Genomic DNA, 17569 nt, shown 5'->3' with positions numbered 1-17569 from the left:
CCGCGCCGCGGCTGGGACTTCGTCTCCGCCGGACGCGGCGACGTGCCCTGGGAATCGTCCTTCCGCGCCCTCACCGCCATCGGCTACAACGGCCCCATCTCCGTCGAATGGGAAGACGCCGGCATGGACCGCCTCCACGGCGCCCCCGAAGCCCTCGCCGCCCTCAAGAAGTTCGACTTCCCCGCCTCCCAGACCAGCTTCGACGCCGCCTTCAGCAGCAAGGACTAGTTCATGGCAGGCACTGCAACGCACGACGGCGACGACGGTTTTGTGCCGCTGTTCGACGGCACCACCCTGGCCGGCTGGCGATCCGTGCCACGCGTCTATGGCACCGAGTATCCGGGCGGCCCGGCCCTCTCGGAACGCTTTGCCGCCCTGGGGTTGACCCCACCTGTGGAACCCGAAAAGCACCCGGCCCGCTGGTTCGTGGAAGACGGCGTCCTGGTGGGCGAGCAGGACTCCCCCGGCAGCGGCTACGGCGGCTACCTGGTGAGCGAGCAGGCCTTCGGCGACTTCGAACTCGTCCTGGAAATGCGCCCTGACTGGCCGGCAGACACCGGCGTGATGATCCGGCGCCGGCCGGATACATGGGAAGGTTTCCAGGTTCTGGTGGACCACCGCCCCTCCGGCGGCATCGGCGGGTTCTTCGGCAACGGGCTGGCGAGCTTCTCCGCTGTGCCCTTCGCCGTCAATGTGGCAATGGACGCTGACGGCCGGCCAACCGGTTTGATTGCGGACAACCCGGCCACCTCGGTGGAGCCTGTTACGGAGGAAAAGCGTGCCCGCCTGAAGCACGCCGCCGACGTCGGGGACTTCCTCGACGTCTGGCGCTGGAGCGGCTGGAACGAACTCCGCATCCGCTGCGTCGGTGCCCTGCCGGTCATCACCACCTGGGTCAACGGACTCAAGATCGCCGAACTGGACACCGCCACGCTGGACTCGCCGAACTACAACCCGGCGGATGTCCTGGGTGTCCTCGGCGAGCGCGGGCACATCGCATTGGAAGTCCACGACAACGACTCCATGTTCGGCGAAGCCCGCTGGGGCAAGGGCGCGCAGTGCCGGTGGCGGAACATCCGGATCAAGGAGCTCTGAGCATGCTGCGCACCCTTCAGCCCGGCCAGCGCTGCGAAGTGTGGATAGCGTCCGCCACGGGCGAATCCGAACTTGTCTACAGCACCGACGAACTCCTCCTCGAAGCGCCGAACTGGACCCTGGACGGCTCGGCCCTCATCCTCAACGGGGACGGGAAGCTGTGGAGGTTCGATGTGGCGGACGGGACGCTCAGCCACGTCCCCCTGGGCGGCATCCCCGATCTCAACAACGACCACGTCCTGGCGCCCGACGGGCAGGCGATCTACCTCTCGGCGAACGACGGGCACATCTACCGTGCCCCGCTTGGCGGCGGCGAGGCGGAGCGGATCACCGACGACGACGGCTCCTTCCATTTCCTCCACGGCGTCAGCCCGGACGGCCGCGAACTGGCCTACGTGGGTATCGAGGCGGGCGACTTTACGCTGCCGGGCCGGCTCAGGACCATACCGTCCGACGGCGGCGCTACCGCCGGCGTTGATGTCGGCCCCGGCCATTGCGACGGGCCGGAATATTCGCCCGACGGCAAGTGGCTCTACCTGAACACGGAGTCCTTCAGCGCCCTCCCCGGCCATGCACAGCTTGCCCGCGTGCAGGTTGACGGCAGCGGTTTCGAACGCCTCCTTGAAAGCGACACCGTCGACTGGTTCCCGCATCTCTCCCCCGACGGCGAGCTGGCCATCTACATCCGCTTCCCCGCAGGCACGGAGGGCCACCCCGCGGACCTGCCGGTCGCCGTCGTGCTTGTCTCCACCGGCGACTGGACCGCACCGCTGCACATCTGGCCCCTCTTCGGCGGCCAGGGAACCCTCAACGTCAACAGTTGGTCGCCGGATTCCAGGCGCTTTGCGTTTGTGGCGTACCCGCTGGCCAACACCAACCCATCAAAGGACAACGTTCGTGGCTAATCAACCCACCGGCACTTCCGACGGAGCAATCCGCTGGGGCATCCTTGGCACCGGATTCATCGCCGGGCTGCAGGCGCAGGACCTGAACGAGAACGGCTTCACGGTCCAGGCCGTCGGGTCACGCTCGCTGGACTCGAGCAAAGCGTTTGCCGAGCAGTACGGCGTGGCAACCGCGCACGGCAGCTATGAGGATTTGGCGGCGGACCCGCTGGTTGACGTGGTCTACATTGCCACGCCGCACCCTTTCCACCACGCGAACGCGCTACTGGCGTTGAATGCCGGCAAGCATGTGCTCGTGGAGAAGTCGTTCACCATGAACGCCCGCGAGGCCCGGGACATTGTTGACCTCGCGGAATCCAAGGGACTCGTGGCGCTGGAAGCCATGTGGACCCGGTTCCTGCCGCACATGGTCCGCCTCCGCGAAATCATCCAGGAAGGCACCATCGGCGAGGTCCGGAAAGTGGTGGCCAGCCACAACCAGAGCCTGCCCAAGGACCCTGCCCACCGGCTAAACGATCCTGCACTGGGCGGCGGAGCGCTGCTGGACCTCGGCATCTACCCGGTCTCCTTTGCGTTCGACATCCTGGGCACCCCGGAGACCATTCGTGCCAGTGCCGCGATGACCGCGACGGGTGTGGACCGGCAGACTGCAGCGATCTTTGACTATGCCGGCGGTCAGCAGGCCCTTGTGGACTGCGAACTGGACGCCGCCAGCGCCAACCGGGCCATGGTCATCGGGACCGAAGGGTGGATCGACCTCGAATCCACCTGGTACAACCCCGTGCCCTTCACCGTTCATGCCGTGGATGGCAGCGTCATTGAACGCTACGAGCAGCCCGTCGGCAGCCGCGGCATGCAGTACCAGGCTGCAGAGCTGGAACGCCTCATCAGGGCGGGCGATACCGCCGGCACCATCCTTCCGCCCCGCGAGACGGTGGCCGTCATGGCAGCCATGGACGAGATCCGCCGCCAGATCGGGCTCAGCTACGACGCCGACGCTACCGTTCAGGGGACTTCTAATGACTGACAGCGAATCACCGCGGATCACCGAACTGCGCCGGCACGAGGAAGAGCTCGTTTTCCCGGGCTTTGACCATCACGACGCCTGGCGCCTCGGCTCCCTCATCGCCAACCGCGCCATCGCCGCGGGCCATTCCGTGGCCATCGATATCCGGCGCCACAACATAGTGCTGTTCCGCTGCGTCCTGCCCGGCGCCACAGCCGACCAGGAGGAATGGATCCGCCGCAAGGCGGCGTCCATGCTGCGCTTTGAGCACAGCACGGCATTGCTGTCCGAGGAGTTCTCGGCCAAGGCCTTCGATCCCACACAAGGAGGGTGGCTCACGCCGGAGGACTATACGCTGGCCGGAGGCTCCTTCCCTGTCCGGGTGCGCGGCACGGGCGTCGTGGCCGCAGTCACGGCCTCCGGGCTGTCCTCGGACGACGACCATCAACTGGTGGTCGACAGCATCAGGACCTACCTCGCGGAGGTCGCGGGCTAGGATTTTGGGCATGACGCACACCATCCGCAAAGCAACAGCGGACGACGCCGGGCCGCTGGCAGGGCTCGCCGCCGTCACCTTTCCGCTGGCCTGCCCGCCGCAGTCCTCCCCCGCCGATATCGCGGCGCACCTTGCCAACACCCTCAGCGAGGCGAACTTCCGGAGCTATCTGGCGGACCCCGGCATCACCGTCCTGGTGATCGATTCCGACGGGGACCTCCGCGGCTACAGCATGCTCGTGGACCGGCCGGCCGCTGACCCGGACGTTGCCGCCGCCCTGACCCTGTTGCCCTCGGCGGAGCTCAGCAAATGCTACGTCCACCCCGACCATCACGGGCTCGGTGCCGCGGCCGAGCTCATGCACGCGAGCCTCGGCCAGGCCGCAGCATCCGGAGCCCGCGGCATGTGGCTGGGCGTCAACAGCCAGAACGCCAAGGCCATCCGTTTCTACGAGAAATCCGGCTTCCGGAAGGTCGGCACCAAATCTTTCAACCTGGGAACCACGGTGGAGCACGACTTCGTGATGGAGCGGGCGGTCCCCCACCCCCAAGCTGCCCAGTGACGAACGTGACATGCCTGCCGGGGAATGGACCCGGTAAGCACGCGGTTGTCGCCAGCATGAAGATTGAGATCTGGTCCGACGTTGCGTGTCCCTGGTGCTACATCGGCAAGCGCCGTTTCGAAGCCGCCCTGGCCGAGTTCCCGCACCGCGAGTCCGTGGAGGTGCAGTGGCGCAGCTACCAGCTGGACCCCACCCTTCCCGAGCACTACGACGGTACCGAACTGGAGTACCTCAGCACCCGCAAGGGCATGGCACCGGCCCAGGTCTCGCAGATGTTCGACCATGTGGCGGAACAGGCCAAGGGCGAGGGCCTCAACTACCGGTTTGACGCCGTCGTGGTTGCCAACAGCTTCACGGCCCACCGGCTGATCCACCTGGCTGCCGCCCACGGCAAGCAGGATGCCGCCAAAGAACGGCTGCTGAGCGACCATTTTGAGCACGGCAAGGACATCGGCAGCCGCGAATACCTCACGTCCCTGGGACAGGACCTGGGGATCGACGCCGGCGAACTGGACGAGCTGTTCACCACCGACAAGTACGCGGACGACGTCCGGTTCGACTTCGAAGAGGGCCGCGCCCTGGGCATCAGCGGCGTGCCGTTCTTCGTGATCGACCGCAAGTACGGCCTGTCCGGCGCCCAGCCCTCGGCGATGTTCAGCCAGGCGCTCAACCAGGCATGGCAGGAAAAGCAGACCTTGGTCATGGCCGGCGCCGGCGCTCCGGGCAGCGAAGGCGGCAATGGCAGCGACGGCGGCGCGGAAGCCTGCGGCCCCGACGGCTGCGCCATCTGACTCCCCGGCGCCGGCGGCCGTGGTTTGCTGACAGATCACTGTAAAGTGTCTGTATGCCTAGGATTTCGGCCGCCACGAATGCTGCCCAACGAGCCGAGACCCAACGCCGCATCCTGACCGCCTTCGGCGAGCTCCTCTTCACCCACGGCCTGCCCGGGCTCACCATGACCGATGTTGCCCGCCATGCCGGCATCGGACGCACTGCCGTGTACAACTACTACGCGGACATCGAAGAGCTGCTGATCGCCTACGCGCTGGATGAGACCGAGCGCTTCCTCGACGGCCTGCGGGAGTCGCTGCAGTCCCTGGAGAACCCGGTGGAGCGCCTGGCGCTGTACGTCCGGACCCAGGTGGAGGACCTGAGCCGCCGCCACCTGCCGCCGGGTCCGGCCATGGCCGCCGTGCTGTCGCCGACGTCCTTTTCGAAGCTGGCGGACCACGTGGGCGAACTCAGCCTCCTCCTGCAGGACATCCTGCGGGACGCGATGGCGCAGGGCTACCTTCCCGAGGCGGACATCACCCAGCTGGCGCAGCTCATCCACGGCACGCTGTCCTCCAGTGCCGCCCGCGGCGACGGCACCCCCGAAGCGGTGCTCCGCACCGTACGGTTCATCCAGCTGGGCGCAGGGGCATGGTTCGACGACGACGGCCGCCCCGTCAGGCTCACCGCGCCGTAGCCTGGCTCAGCCCGCTTTCGGGATCACCGGCCACTTGGCGCTGTCGACGATCCGGCGGCTCTCCCGCGGGCAGCTGAGCTGACCGGGCGTCTGGTCCACGAGGGCCGGCGCGGTCAGTTCCTTGAATTCTCCGGTGAGGATCACATCCACGCTGCCGTCCGAACGGCCGTCCTGGAAGTAGTCCGACTTGGGCAGGTTCCGCTGGACACTGAACGCGGCCGCCTGGCCGGCAGCCCCCGAAACCACTGCGGCCACACCCCGGTAACCGGACTGCGTGTTGTCCACCACGGCAACCGCGAATTTCCTGGCCAGGAACTCGTCGGCCACGGAACGCGCCAGGCCGGGCCGGTTCGTGGCGTTGTAGACGTTGAGGCTGACTTTGTCGTTCGGTGTGTAGTCGAACGTTGTTGCGGGACACGCCGAGACGGCAGACGGGCTCCGCTCCGCCGTCGGAAGCTTGATCTGTCCGTTGATGATGGCCAGCGCTACGACGATCGCGGAGATGATCAGCCCCACCAGCAGGACCAGCACCACTCCGTGCAGGATCCGCCGGCGCAGCCGGACTGGGTTGTCTTCGGTGTCGTCATGTTCAACGAAGGTGGCCCTGAGTTCCTGCCCGGAGACTACGCGGTGGCCGTGCAGGACGGTGATGTCCTTGGGTTTCCTAGCCATCTATCACCAGCACACGGGCGTGGATGGCGGTGCGCTGATGCAGTGCGGTCCGGACGGCTCGGTGCAGGCCGTCCTCGAGGTACAGGGTTCCCCGGTATTGCACGACGTGGGGAAAGAGGTCGCCGAAGAACGTGGAGTCCTCGGCGAGGAGGGCCTCGAGGTCGAGGGTGCGCTTGGTGGTCACCAGCTCATCGAGCCTGACAGGGCGCGGAGGAAGGGCGGCCCACTCCTTGGGAGTGTTGTAACCATGGTCGGGGTAAGGGCGGCCCTCGCCCACAGCTTTGAATATCACCCTGCAAGCCTAAGGACGTTGCCCGCCCAAGGGAACGAATGACCGCGCACAGTTCCAAGGTTGTAGCCAAACAGTGACCATTGGCCGGCCGCAAACCTCAAGGCAACATTCTGCGCCGGGCCGCCCCGGGCTGCGAGAATGGAGCCATGACTGCACCCGAAAACCAGGCGGCCGCGTCGCCGTCGGCCCCTCCCCTTGCCCTCCTGCTCGACGTCGACGGTCCGGTGGCGAGTCCCGTCACCCGCGACGTCAAACCGGAGATCATTGCGGACATGGTGGCGCTGGCCACCGCGGGAATTCCCGTCATCTTCAACACGGGACGCTCGGACGCGTTCATCCGCGAACAGGTGATGCAACCGATGATCGCTGCCGGGATGCCCGCCGGAACCATCATCCACGCAATCTGCGAAAAAGGTGCCGTCTGGTTCAGCTACACGGCCGCCGGACCCGGTCCCGTCCACGTGGACCACGAACTCGCGGTCCCCCGCGCCTACGGCGATGACGTCCGCCGGCTGGTCTCCGAGGACTACGCGAAACACATGTTCTACGACGAAACCAAGCGTGCCATGGTGTCCGTGGAGCAGCATATCGAGGTGGCCAGCAAGGACTACCTCGAAGAACAGAAACTGTTCGACGCCGACGCCATGGAACTGATGGCCCGCCACGGCCTGGGCGTGGTGCGGCTGGACCACCACGCGCCCGATTCGGACGACCAGGTGGATTACCGCGTCGACCCCACCATCATTTCCACGGACATCGAGTCTGTCCGCCTGGGCAAGGACCTGGGGGCCAGCCGGGCCGTCGAAATGCTCGCAGCGCAGGGCATCCGCCCCCTCGCATGGCGCACGGTGGGCGATTCACGCACCGATTACGCCATGGCCGACTGGCTGCACCACAACGACCACGACGTGAAGCATGTGGACGTCCGCCCCGCGGACGGAGTGCCCGTCAAGCCGTACGAAGTACTGACTGCCGCCGATCTGGGTCTCGCAGACGACGTGATCCACGACGACGCCGGCGGGGCGTTCCTGCGCAGCTGGCGGGACGCGCTGGCCGGCTAAGTCCGGATTAGTCCAGTTTTTTTAGGCGGGTTATCATGCAGGTAGGACCTCTATAAACAAAAGCTCGGAGAAACACCATTACAGACGCACTGGTACAGGATGAGATCTACTACGGCGGCCAGCCATCCGACGACGGCAGGAGCCATGCCGAGATAACGTCGGCGGCCGCTGTCGCACGGCTGAAAAACCGCCCCGACGTGGTCCGCCACCGGGGGCGCTATGCGCTGATCAATTCCACCCGCACGCCGTACCAGGCAATGGTGGAGGACCTGCTGTTCATCCGCGGCGTCCTCGCCAACGCGGGCCTGGACTACCTGCTGGTCCGCGGCAACAATCACCGGCCCGTTATTGCCTTGGACTGGGAGAACCGGAAGAAGCTCCGGGACGCGCTGGTTGAGGCATGCCGGGACGAGCCGGTTTACTCCATGACGGTGGATGCCAAGAAGAAATCCTCCGTCCTGGTTGCCGACGGCGAGCTCTCCCCCAACCGCCAGGCACGGATCTTCCGGCTCTACCGCCCGCGCGTGGAACCCGAAGGCGGCTTCGACTTCGGCTCGTCCGCCGGCGTGCAGATCGAACTGTGGAGCTTCGAAGGCAACCAGCTGATCCTGCCGATCGAAAACTCGCTCACCCGCCGCACCATGCTCACCACCGACGCCAAGCGTGGCACCGTGGAGCGGTACGGCCACACCTGGCCCACCATCGAGAACATGTTCGCTGACCACGCCAGCGACATCAGTTTCGATATTGACATGGTGTTTTCCTGGGTGGACGGCAGCTCGCCGGAGTACATCGCGGCACGGCGGGCGCGGATGGCCGGCGTCGTGGTGGGCGAAGGAGATGACCACGAGGCCCGCTTCCGCCAGATCAACGAACTGAAGTACGCCCTGCGCTCGGTGTACATGTTCGCGCCGTGGGTGCGGCGAATCTTCATCGCAACGGACTCGCCCGCACCCGAGTGGCTGGCTGACCACCCCTCGGTGACCATTGTGCGCAGCGAGGAGTTCTTCGCGGACCCGTCCGTACTCCCGACGCACAATTCACAGGCCGTCGAATGCCAGCTGCACCACATTGAAGGACTCTCAGAGCACTTCCTGTACTCCAACGACGATATGTTCTTTGGCCGCGCCGTGGGCCCGGACATGTTCTTCACCCCGGGCGGCGTCACCAAGTTCATCGAGGCGGAAACCCGCATCGGGCTGGGGGACAACGACGCCGAGCGAAGCGGTTTCGAAAATGCGGCCAGGGTGAACCGCAAGCTTTTGTGGGACCGGTTCGGCCGCATCACCACCCGCCATCTGGAGCACACCGCCGCTCCGTTGCGGCGCAGCGTGGTGGCCACCATGGAGAAGGAATTCCCACAGGAGTTCGCCAAGACGGCCGCCAGCCGGTTCCGGGCGGCGGACAACATCTCCGTGACGAATTCGTTCTACCACTACTACGCACTGCTGACCGGACGGGCGGTGACCCAGACGGCGGCCAAGGTGCGCTATGTGGACACCACCATGCGGTCCGGCCTGAATTACCTGCCCAAGCTCCTGGCCAAGCGCAACATGGACTTCTTCTGCCTGAATGACGGCAGCTTCCCCGAAGTGGAGGCCGAGGAGCGCGCGGAACTGGTCACGGACTTCCTGGAAAAGTACTACCCCATCAAGGCGCCCTGGGAAAAGTAGGGCGAAAAAGCAGGACAGGTCAGGCCAGGACTGGTCAGCGGCCCGCGCTGATCATGGGGATGGTCTGCGTTGGCGGGTTGCCGTGTTTGGCCTGACGCGGGATCCGGATGCCGGCAGCGGCCAGCCGGCGCTGGGTTTCGGCCGCACTGACCACTTCGCCCACTGCCGCCGCGCTGCCGATCGGCACCACGGAATGCACGATGGTGTGTTCGTACACGTGCACCAGGTTGAAAGCCTGTCCGCCGTCGCGCGGCCGGGTGCCGCCCACGGGTACGTTCAGGTCCTGGGTGTAACAGGTGGCGGAGGCCACCGATACCGGAATACCGGCGAAGGTGGCAGTGGTGGAGTAATGCAGGTGCCCGGCCAGGATGGTGCGGACATCCGAGTTGCGGAGCACTGCAGCGAGGGCCGGCTGGCCCCGGAGTTCGACGAGGACGGCAAGGTCCAGCACTGACGGCACCGGAGGATGGTGCAGGGCCAGGATGGTGCCGTCCGGGGCGGGGGTGGAGAGCTCTTCGGCAAGCCAGTCGAGCTGCGCCTGGCTCAGTTCGCCGTGGTGGAATCCCGGCACGGAGGTATCCAGGGTGATCACCCTGAGTCCGTTGATGAAGTAGCTGTGATCCACCGGTGCGTCGTTGCCGGTCTGGCCAAGCAGCCCGGTCCGGAAATTCTCACGGTCGTCATGGTTTCCCATGGCCCAGATGACCTGCGCGTTCATTGCCTTGCACGCGGGTTCAACGATGGCCCGGAGTTTCGCATAGGCCTCGGGCTCACCCTGGTCGGCAAGATCGCCGGTGAAAATCACGGCTTCCGGGCGGGCACCTGAAGCGATGACTTCCTCAAAAAGTTGCTTCAGGCGGGCTTCGCTGTCTACTGCGCCATAAAGATGATCCGGACCTCCCAACAGGTGGGGGTCGCTCAGGTGGAGAAGAAAATGACGCGGCCGCGGGTGTTCGGCCTCGATGAGCTCCATTACTGCCTTCGTGGTTGGTTGGAAGCCGGTGCTTCCAGTGTCCCTCTCAGTAAGATCTATCCAACCAGACATTCGGCCAACAATGTGCAAACTCCAGTAGGCATGTTTGAAAATACCGAAAAAACGAGTAGTCCGGCGGACACACTCCGTGCTCAGAATGTGTCCGCCGGTACGTGGTTACTCGATCCCTGACGGCTTAGCTCAGGTAGCCGTTCGGGTTCAGGACATACTTCGTGGCGGCGCCGGCGTCGAACTCGGCGTAGCCCTTGGGAGCCTCCTCCAGGGTGATTGCCTTGGCATTAACGTTCTTGGCGATATGCACCTTGTCGTTCAGGATCGCCATCATCAACTGCCGGTTGTACTTCATGACGGGACACTGGCCCGTGGTGAAGCTCAGCGACTTGGCCCAGCCCGTTCCCAGGCTGAGGGACAGCGCGCCCTTCTTGGCAGCCTCATCAACACCGCCCGGGTCTCCCGTGACGTAGAGCCCGGGGATGCCCAGCGCGCCGCCGGCTGCGGTGATCTCCATCAGCGAGTTCAGCACCGTGGCCGGAGCCTCCTTGGCGTCGTGTCCGTGGCCCCTGGCCTCGAATCCGACCGCGTCGACGCCGCAGTCGACTTCCGGAACACCCAGGATCTGTTCGATCTGTTCGGCGGGGCCACCCTCGGACAGGTCGACGGTTTCGCAGCCGAAGCTGCGCGCCTGCGCCAACCGACCCTCATTCAGGTCGCCCACGATCACGACGGCGGCGCCGAGCAGGTGGGCGCTCGTCGCCGCTGCCAGGCCCACCGGGCCCGCACCGGCGATGTAGACCGTTGAACCCACGCCAACGCCGGCACTGACTGCGCCGTGGAATCCCGTCGGGAAGATGTCCGAAAGCATGGCCAGATCGAGGATCTTTTCCATGGCCCGGTCCTTGTCCGGGAATTTCAGCAGGTTCCAGTCCGCATAGGGCACCAGGACGTAGTTGGCCTGGCCGCCCACCCAGCCGCCCATGTCGACGTAGCCGTAGGCGCTTCCCGGCCGGTCCGGATTGACGTTGAGGCAGATGCCGGTCTTACGTTCCTTGCAGTTCCGGCAGCGGCCGCAGGCGATGTTGAAGGGAACGGAGCAAACGTCCCCCACCTTGATGAATTCGACGTCGGGCCCCACTTCCACCACTTCACCGGTGATTTCGTGGCCCAGCACGAGGTCTGCCGGCGCGGTGGTCCGGCCGCGAACCATGTGCTGGTCGGAGCCGCAGATGTTGGTGGCGACGGTCTTGAGGATGACGCCATGACGTACTGAACGGCCCACGTTGGCGGGGTTGACGCCCGGCCCGTCCTTGAGTTCGAAGCTGGGATAGTCAATGTCGATCAGTTCGACTTTGCCCGGTCCCTTGTAGGCAACGGCTTTGTTCCCTGTCATCTCTTTCCTCCTGTTTTCACGGCGCCACGAAGGGTGCCCAGTGTGACTCACGAAGTTTTGATGCGCCCTCCCGGGCAGGTATTGACCGGCCGCGCCGTCAGCAGTGCCGCCACCGGGAAGCCGCGGCCGTGCTGGACAGATGGGAGGGTTCGGCCAGTCTAGGCGGTAAGCATACTTAGGAACAGGGGCCGTTGGGCCCTAGCGGCCGGAGCCGACCCGCTCCGGCCGGAGCCGGTCAGGCCAGTGCATCTTCAATGGCGGCGATGACCTCGGGTGAGTCGGGCTCCACCGTGGGAGCAAAGCGTGCCACCACCACGCCGTCGCGGTTTACCAGGAACTTTTCAAAGTTCCACTTCACTAGGCCGGGAAGGAGTCCGGTCTTAAACCGGGTGAGTTCGGTGTACAGCGGGTGCTGGTCCTTGCCGCGCACGTCCGCCTTCGCAGTCAGCGGGAAGGTGACACCGAAATTGCGTTCGCAGAACTCGGCGATTTCGTCGTCGTTGCCCGGCTCCTGCCCGGCGAACTGGTTGCACGGGACGCCCAGGACCTCGAATCCGCGGTCCCGGAACTTCCCGTACAGCAGTTCCAGGCCGGCGTACTGCGGCGTGAAACCACATTGGGAGGCCACGTTGACCACCAACACCACGCTTCCCTTGAAGCGGCCAAAATCAGTCTTCGTACCGTCGTTGAGGGTCAGCGGAATGGAGTGGATCGAATTCACGGAGGGCTTCCTTAAGAAACTGGTCATGGCTGCTATTCGTTGACAACGGCCAAGTGTATGGGTTGGTGCCCGGAGTGAGTTCGGCGGCCGGCTTTCAGCCGGTGATAGGAGATGCTGTCAGGGCGTGGGGGTGGCTGTCCCGGTTGGCGACGGTTCCGCAGTGGCTGTCGGCTCGGGCCCTGCTGTTTGGGTGAGCGTGGGCTCGGCAGTCGGGGCGAGAGTGGGCTCGGCGGTCGGCGCGAGCGTGGGTTCGGCCGGGGGCGTGAACGTGGGCTCGGCGGTCGGCGCGAGCGTCGGCTCGGCCGGGGGCTCAGCCGTCACGGTCTCCGTCGGAGTCGCCGTCGCGGTGGACGGTTCGGTCTGGGTGGGCGACGGCGCTGGCGAGGGCGTTTCAGTGGGTGAAGGAGTGGGTGACGGTGTTGCCGTCGTGCTGCCCGTGGGTGGAGGCGTTGTGGTCGCCGTCGAACTTCCCGGAGTGGCCGACGGCGTCGCCGTCGCACTCGGCGTTGCACTAGGAGTCGGCGAAGGCGTTGCCGAGGTGGAAGGCGTCGCAGTGGCCGGCGCTGAAGGCGTCCCCGGAACGGGTGCTTCCGCGTCCCCGCCCTCCACCGCGTGCGAGGTGCTCGCAGAGACGGGAATGGCCCAGGTGGGATCACCCGCAGGGGCGCCAGCCCCGGGGACGTAACTGATCATGTCGATGTTCCCGAGCTCATCCAGTTGCCTGGTGGGCAGGAGCGTCCAGTCCAACGGGTTCGCATGGACGCCGTTGAGGATGGTCTCGAAATGCAGGTGGCACCCTGTGGATGACCCTGTGGTGCCGACTTTCGCGATGACCTCGCCCACCTGGACGGAGTCGCCCTTCTTGACGGCAATCCCCTCCAGGTGGTTGTAGGTGGTGATCAGCCCGTTGCCGTGGTCGATCTCCACGCGGTTGCCGCCGCCCCAGGGGTGCCAGCCAACGGCCCTGACCACACCGGCGTCGGCCGCGTAGACCCGGGTGCCGCAGGCAGCCGCGAAGTCCTGCCCCCAGTGGAACTCACCCGCAGTAGCGGTCAGAGGGCTGACCCGGAGGCCGAAGCCTGAGGTTTCGGTCAGCACTTCGAGGGGGGCCATCAAAGAACCGGCGGGTGGCCGCCGCGCTTCTTCGGAGGCCACGTTCAGTTCACGCTTGCCGCTCTTGGAGATGGTCCGGATATCGCTGCGGCTGTAGGAAATCAGGGCATTCGCATTGACGTTGATTGCCGCCGGCGCGATGCCCAGCGGTTTCATGAAGGCCTCCGGCCACCAAGGCGCATTTCCCGCACCGCCCATCGGGGCCTGCTGGGCGATTGCACCAGCCGCTGCCGACGGCGGCGAGGCGGGCCCCTGGAGGCCCAAGGCAATCACGCCAAGCGTGGAAACGGCGCAGACGCCAAGTATCCGTGCAGCGACGAGGCAAGGCCTGCCGGGATGTTCGTCGTGTCCATATCCCCAGTGATTTCCCACGTGCTGACTCCTGCGATAGGCCCGCCAGACCCCAATCTCGACGGACTTACGATTCCTATGGGAACACAGCCCCCTCCCGTCTGTGAACCCCCAACATCGTGCCGGTCACTACGCTCCCCCGGGATTCCGCCAATTCCGGCCGGAATTCCCAGCTGATTCACAGGTGCCGGGGTTGTTGAGGATCCGCCGTTGCGGGCTCCGGCCGACTACTTGGGACCCAAATGCGCAAGAATGGACCATGCGCAATGTCCTCAGGGAGTGGCGGGCCGAGCTCCGGCAAACATTCACCGGAACGCGGGGTGCAGTGCCGGGCTGGGTGCCCCGGCTGGAAGAGGGTGACGACGCCGGCTATCACCTTCCGGGATCCGCCGTCTGGGCTGTCCACGGCTCCATGACCACCATTGTGGCGGGAATCCGCGCCCTCCTGATGCAGGCCCTCCACCCGGGCGCCCTTGCCGGTGTCCAGGACCATTCACGGTTCCGCGAAGATCCGTTGGGGCGGCTTGCCGGAACAATCCGCTGGATTTTCACCGTGTCCTATGGCTCCACGTCCGCCGCGCATGAGGCTTCCGGATTCGTCCTGCGGCTGCACGAATCGGTGCAGGGAGACTACGTGGACGCCCATGGCATCGCCAGGAGCTACGCGGCCAACGACCCGGAACTGCTCCGATGGGTGCACATCGCCTTCACTGACGCGTTTCTCTCGGCACACAAGATCTGGGGCCGGCCCATCCCCGGCGGCCCGGATGCCTACGTCCGGGAGTGGGCTCACGCCGGGCGGCTGATGGGAGTGGATTCGCCGCCCCTCAGCGAGGCGGAGATGCGGGCACAGCTGGACAGCTGGTACGACGCCGGCGATCTCCGCTCCGATGAAAGGGTGGCCGAAATTGTGGCCTTCATCCGTAATCCGCCGCTTCACCCGTCACTGCGGCCCGGATACCGGATGCTGTTTGCCGCCGCGGTTTCAAGCCTCGAACCGAAATACCGGGACATGCTGGGACTTCGGGCGCCTCGGCTGGGCCCCGTTCCGCTTCCGGTGAGGTTCGGCACCAAAGTGACGCTCGCCGTCGTCGGGGTGGCACTGGGCGGAGTCCGTCCCGGCGGCAGGATGGGACCGAGCGAGCAGGCCGCACGACGGCGGCTTCGCCGCCTGGGATTTGCCGCCTAAGTCCGGAACGGTTTGCCGGTTGGGTCCCGACGGGGATTTGCCGGTTGGCTCCGGAACGCAAAAAGGCCCCGGTCCAAGGACCGGGGCCAATACGCGGAGAATGGGGGATTTGAACCCCCGAGGGCGTTAACCCAACACGCGTTCCAGGCGTGCGCCATAGGCCGCTAGGCGAATTCTCCAGTAGCTTCTGAATCAAAAGCAGATACTAGAATACCTGAACTTCCCGGCATCACCCAATTGGGCCGGATTGAGCGTGACGGCTGCACGGTCGGTGGCCACCCAGACCCCTGCGCCGCAAGGCCAATCCGGCTGACCGAAAGCACCGCTTAACGCAAAAATGGACGCCCCCAATGCGCCCACTCTTCCGGAACACCGTTGAGCTGCCGGGTCCGGCCCTCGCGCCAGGCCCTGCAGCTCACAACCTTGAATTCAAGTTGAGATTGCCCCAATCGGTGTACATATCCATCGTCCGCTTTGTGCCTTTGATAAGCAAGGGTTCCTACCGCATTATCGGCGGACCGTTACCGACTTGTGGCGTTATCCCCTCTGCGCCGCTGCCCTTCTGCGGGGTACTGAGAAGATGGTTGGATGTCGCAACTGCATGCCCTGGTGACCTACGTTCCCGCAGACCACGCGGAGGCTGTCCTTGCTGCCGTGGGCGACGCGGGCGCCGGGAGGATCGGGAATTATTCACACTGTGCGTTCACCTCCCCCGGCACCGGCCGGTTCACTCCGCTCGCCGGCTCCCGGCCGTTTATCGGCTCGGAAGGCCGGAGCGAGCAGGTCCCGGAGGTAAGGATCGAATGCGTTGTTGACGAAGACATGCTCGACGCCGTCGTGGCCGCCCTCCGCCTGGCCCACCCCTATGAGGAGCCCGCGCTGATGAGCTGGGCGGTCAACGGGCACCCCTCCTCAACAACCCGGGAGGGGCCCCGGAGGTAGCCGGAGCGGGCAGCGGCGGGCCTCCAGGGGGCCTCCAGGCGCCGATTCGGGGCACACCAAATCATCGGGTAAACTCATTGACGGCCCCTCATGTGGCGTCATCCTGTTGAACTCCCCCAGGACCGGAAGGTAGCAAGGGTAAATGGGCTCTGGCGGGTGCATGGGGGGTCTTTACTATTCCCCCACAGGGCGGCAAACTGTCAGCCCGGATTGGTAGGGTTTTCTCTGTGAGTGTTACAACCGCCCTTTATCGCAGATACCGTCCAGACTCCTTTGCTGACGTTATCGGGCAGGAACACGTCACGGAGCCGCTGATGACGGCGCTGCGCAAGAACCGCGTCAATCACGCCTACCTGTTTTCCGGTCCGCGCGGCTGCGGCAAGACCACCTCGGCACGCATCCTGGCCCGTTGCCTGAACTGTGCCGAAGGCCCCACGGACACCCCCTGCGGCACATGCCCCAGCTGCATTGAGCTTGCGCGCGGCGGCTCCGGTTCCCTCGACGTGATCGAGATTGACGCCGCCAGCCACGGCGGCGTGGACGACGCCCGCGACCTTCGCGAACGCGCCACGTACGCTCCGGTCCGGGACCGCTACAAGATCTTCATCATCGACGAAGCCCACATGGTCACCTCGGCGGGCTTCAACGCCCTGCTCAAGATCGTGGAAGAGCCGCCGGAACACATCAAGTTCATCTTTGCCACCACGGAGCCGGACAAGGTGATCGGCACCATCCGTTCGCGGACCCACCACTACCCGTTCCGGCTGGTCCCGCCCGAGCCCCTCATGGCCTATCTTGAGCTGCTCTGTAACCAGGAAAACGTTCCCGTGGCGCCGGGAGTGCTCTCCCTGGTTATCCGGGCCGGCGGGGGTTCCGTCAGGGATTCGCTTTCGGTCCTGGACCAGCTGATGGCAGGTGCCGGCCCCACGGGACTGGACTACGAACTCGCTGTCGCCCTGCTGGGCTACACCCACGCGTCCCTGCTGGACGACGTCGTGGAGGCCGTGGCAGCGTCGGACGCCGCGACTGTCTTCCGCGCCGTGGACCGGGTGATCCAGACCGGCCACGATCCGCGCCGTTTCGTGGAGGATCTGCTGGAACGCTTCCGCGACCTCATCATCGTCCAGGCCATGCCGGAGAGTGCCCAGTCGATCCTGCGCGGCATGCCGGCTGACCAGATTGCCAGGCTGAAGAACCAGGCCCACAACCTGGGCGCGGCCGAGCTGTCCCGGGCGGCTGACGTCACCAACACTGCGCTCACCGAGATGACCGGGGCAACGTCGCCGCGCCTGCACCTTGAACTGCTGTGCGCCCGCATCCTCCTCCCCAATTCCGAGCAGACCGAACGCGGGATCGCCGCCCGGATCGACCGCGTGGAGCGGCGCCTGAACTACGGCGGGAACGACGTCGGTGCTCCCGCCGCCGCTTCGGCGTCGGCCGCGCCACAGCCGGCCGCACCACAGCCGGCAGCACCTGCAGCGGCACCTGTTGCCGCCCCGGCGGCTTCCGCTGGGCCTGCAGCTTCCCCAGCGCCCGCCGCCGCACCGGAACCCGCTCCGGCCGCGCCAGTACAGCCCGCGCCCGTTCAGGCCCCGCCCGTCCAGTCACCGCCGGTTCAGGCACCGCCGGTTCAGGCACCGCC

General features: G+C 65.7%; 19 protein-coding genes, 1 tRNA gene and 1 other RNA gene. 14 read left to right on the top strand and 7 right to left on the bottom strand.

The genetic code is table 11. From position 1 onward, the window contains the following. From BS38_RS0123410 to BS38_RS0123375, 8 genes are all read left to right on the top strand, one after another. Window positions 1-228, top strand: a 228-nt coding sequence (locus BS38_RS0123410) for a sugar phosphate isomerase/epimerase family protein (RefSeq protein WP_028272934.1), incomplete at its 5' end; no start/stop codon positions are given. A 3-nt stretch (window positions 229-231) separates the two neighbouring features. After that, the gene (locus BS38_RS0123405) at window positions 232-1095 is read left to right on the top strand and encodes a 3-keto-disaccharide hydrolase (protein WP_028272933.1); all 864 of its coding nucleotides are present in this window, start codon (window positions 232-234) and stop codon (window positions 1093-1095) included. A 2-nt stretch (window positions 1096-1097) separates the two neighbouring features. Further along, window positions 1098-2000 (top strand): TolB family protein, encoded by a 903-nt coding sequence (locus BS38_RS0123400; protein ID WP_043439882.1) that lies wholly within the window; start codon window positions 1098-1100, stop codon window positions 1998-2000. Next, window positions 1993-3027, top strand: a complete 1035-nt coding sequence (locus BS38_RS0123395) for a Gfo/Idh/MocA family protein (RefSeq protein WP_028272931.1) — start codon at window positions 1993-1995, stop codon at window positions 3025-3027. Before BS38_RS0123400 ends, BS38_RS0123395 begins: the two co-directional genes overlap by 8 nt. Beyond that, entirely contained in the window at window positions 3020-3502 is a 483-nt protein-coding gene (locus BS38_RS0123390; RefSeq protein WP_028272930.1) for a heme-degrading domain-containing protein, read from the top strand. The genes BS38_RS0123395 and BS38_RS0123390 overlap by 8 nt, the downstream gene beginning before the upstream one ends. Window positions 3503-3512: 10 nt before the next feature. Further along, window positions 3513-4064 (top strand): GNAT family N-acetyltransferase, encoded by a 552-nt coding sequence (locus BS38_RS0123385; protein ID WP_028272929.1) that lies wholly within the window; start codon window positions 3513-3515, stop codon window positions 4062-4064. 56 nt (window positions 4065-4120) lie between these two features. Further along, the gene (locus BS38_RS0123380; protein WP_028272928.1) at window positions 4121-4855 is read left to right on the top strand and encodes a DsbA family oxidoreductase; all 735 of its coding nucleotides are present in this window, start codon (window positions 4121-4123) and stop codon (window positions 4853-4855) included. Between the two features lie 53 nt (window positions 4856-4908). Beyond that, entirely contained in the window at window positions 4909-5532 is a 624-nt protein-coding gene (locus BS38_RS0123375) for a TetR/AcrR family transcriptional regulator (RefSeq protein WP_028272927.1), read from the top strand. A 6-nt stretch (window positions 5533-5538) separates the two neighbouring features. Here BS38_RS0123375 and BS38_RS0123370 read toward each other — a convergent pair whose 3' ends face one another. Both BS38_RS0123370 and BS38_RS0123365 read right to left on the bottom strand, forming a co-directional pair. Beyond that, window positions 5539-6204, bottom strand: coding sequence for a LytR C-terminal domain-containing protein (locus BS38_RS0123370; RefSeq protein WP_028272926.1), 666 nt, complete (start codon window positions 6202-6204; stop codon window positions 5539-5541). Beyond that, window positions 6197-6496 carry a type II toxin-antitoxin system VapB family antitoxin gene (locus BS38_RS0123365; RefSeq protein WP_028272925.1) on the bottom strand — a complete coding sequence of 100 codons (300 nt, stop codon included), beginning with the start codon at window positions 6494-6496 and terminating at the stop codon, window positions 6197-6199. Before BS38_RS0123365 ends, BS38_RS0123370 begins: the two co-directional genes overlap by 8 nt. A 146-nt stretch (window positions 6497-6642) precedes the next feature. Here BS38_RS0123365 and BS38_RS0123360 point away from each other — a divergent pair, with 146 nt between their 5' ends. Then, window positions 6643-7557 (top strand): hypothetical protein, encoded by a 915-nt coding sequence (locus tag BS38_RS0123360; RefSeq protein WP_028272924.1) that lies wholly within the window; start codon window positions 6643-6645, stop codon window positions 7555-7557. A gap of 197 nt (window positions 7558-7754) precedes the next feature. Further along, on the top strand, window positions 7755-9230 hold the full coding sequence (locus tag BS38_RS0123355; RefSeq protein ID WP_231511441.1) for a stealth family protein: 1476 nt from the start codon (window positions 7755-7757) through the stop codon (window positions 9228-9230). Window positions 9231-9264: 34 nt separating this feature from the next. Here the strand turns inward: BS38_RS0123355 and BS38_RS26285 are convergent, their stop codons facing one another. From BS38_RS26285 to BS38_RS26280, 4 genes are all read right to left on the bottom strand, one after another. Continuing rightward, the gene (locus BS38_RS26285) at window positions 9265-10203 is read right to left on the bottom strand and encodes a phosphodiesterase (protein WP_043439880.1); all 939 of its coding nucleotides are present in this window, start codon (window positions 10201-10203) and stop codon (window positions 9265-9267) included. A gap of 196 nt (window positions 10204-10399) precedes the next feature. Further along, window positions 10400-11611, bottom strand: a complete 1212-nt coding sequence (gene fdhA / locus BS38_RS0123345; protein WP_028272922.1) for a formaldehyde dehydrogenase, glutathione-independent — start codon at window positions 11609-11611, stop codon at window positions 10400-10402. A 235-nt stretch (window positions 11612-11846) separates the two neighbouring features. Then, window positions 11847-12332, bottom strand: coding sequence for a glutathione peroxidase (locus tag BS38_RS0123340; protein ID WP_028272921.1), 486 nt, complete (start codon window positions 12330-12332; stop codon window positions 11847-11849). 117 nt (window positions 12333-12449) lie between these two features. Further along, window positions 12450-13817, bottom strand: coding sequence for a M23 family metallopeptidase (locus tag BS38_RS26280; RefSeq protein ID WP_231511438.1), 1368 nt, complete (start codon window positions 13815-13817; stop codon window positions 12450-12452). A 238-nt stretch (window positions 13818-14055) separates the two neighbouring features. On the opposite strand from BS38_RS26280, the gene BS38_RS0123330 reads away from it, so the two are divergent. After that, window positions 14056-14985, top strand: a complete 930-nt coding sequence (locus tag BS38_RS0123330; RefSeq protein ID WP_028272920.1) for an oxygenase MpaB family protein — start codon at window positions 14056-14058, stop codon at window positions 14983-14985. Between the two features lie 94 nt (window positions 14986-15079). Here BS38_RS0123330 and BS38_RS0123325 read toward each other — a convergent pair. Beyond that, window positions 15080-15164: transfer RNA gene (locus BS38_RS0123325), tRNA-Ser, on the bottom strand. 409 nt (window positions 15165-15573) lie between these two features. Between BS38_RS0123325 and BS38_RS0123320 the strand changes: the two genes are divergently transcribed. The 3 genes from BS38_RS0123320 to BS38_RS0123315 form a co-directional block, all read left to right on the top strand. Further along, window positions 15574-15927: a hypothetical protein gene (locus BS38_RS0123320; RefSeq protein ID WP_028272919.1), complete on the top strand. Its 354-nt coding sequence runs from the start codon at window positions 15574-15576 to the stop codon at window positions 15925-15927. A gap of 79 nt (window positions 15928-16006) precedes the next feature. After that, window positions 16007-16103, top strand: an RNA gene (gene ffs, locus BS38_RS26975) — signal recognition particle sRNA small type. A gap of 51 nt (window positions 16104-16154) precedes the next feature. Further along, on the top strand, window positions 16155-17569 hold a 1415-nt coding region (locus tag BS38_RS0123315; protein WP_156037241.1), incomplete at its 3' end, for a DNA polymerase III subunit gamma and tau.

It is taken from the genome of Arthrobacter sp. UNC362MFTsu5.1, assembly GCF_000685965.1.
In the GTDB taxonomy this organism is placed as follows: domain Bacteria; phylum Actinomycetota; class Actinomycetes; order Actinomycetales; family Micrococcaceae; genus Arthrobacter.
This window is presented reverse-complemented; position numbering and strand designations above follow the sequence as displayed.

Bases quoted from the DNA above. Each gene is read 5' to 3' on its own strand.
- BS38_RS0123405 (WP_028272933.1), top strand. From the start codon at position 232: ATGGCAGGCACTGCAACGCACGACGGCGACGACGGTTTTGTGCCGCTG.
- BS38_RS0123375 (WP_028272927.1), top strand. From the start codon at position 4,909: ATGCCTAGGATTTCGGCCGCCACGAATGCTGCCCAACGAGCCGAGACC.
- BS38_RS0123390 (WP_028272930.1), top strand. From the start codon at position 3,020: ATGACTGACAGCGAATCACCGCGGATCACCGAACTGCGCCGGCACGAG.
- BS38_RS0123370 (WP_028272926.1), bottom strand. From the start codon at position 6,204: ATGGCTAGGAAACCCAAGGACATCACCGTCCTGCACGGCCACCGCGTA.
- BS38_RS0123380 (WP_028272928.1), top strand. From the start codon at position 4,121: ATGAAGATTGAGATCTGGTCCGACGTTGCGTGTCCCTGGTGCTACATC.
- BS38_RS0123320 (WP_028272919.1), top strand. From the start codon at position 15,574: ATGTCGCAACTGCATGCCCTGGTGACCTACGTTCCCGCAGACCACGCG.
- fdhA (WP_028272922.1), bottom strand. From the start codon at position 11,611: ATGACAGGGAACAAAGCCGTTGCCTACAAGGGACCGGGCAAAGTCGAA.
- BS38_RS0123400 (WP_043439882.1), top strand. From the start codon at position 1,098: ATGCTGCGCACCCTTCAGCCCGGCCAGCGCTGCGAAGTGTGGATAGCG.
- BS38_RS0123385 (WP_028272929.1), top strand. From the start codon at position 3,513: ATGACGCACACCATCCGCAAAGCAACAGCGGACGACGCCGGGCCGCTG.
- BS38_RS26285 (WP_043439880.1), bottom strand. From the start codon at position 10,203: ATGGAGCTCATCGAGGCCGAACACCCGCGGCCGCGTCATTTTCTTCTC.
- BS38_RS0123330 (WP_028272920.1), top strand. From the start codon at position 14,056: ATGCGCAATGTCCTCAGGGAGTGGCGGGCCGAGCTCCGGCAAACATTC.
- BS38_RS0123360 (WP_028272924.1), top strand. From the start codon at position 6,643: ATGACTGCACCCGAAAACCAGGCGGCCGCGTCGCCGTCGGCCCCTCCC.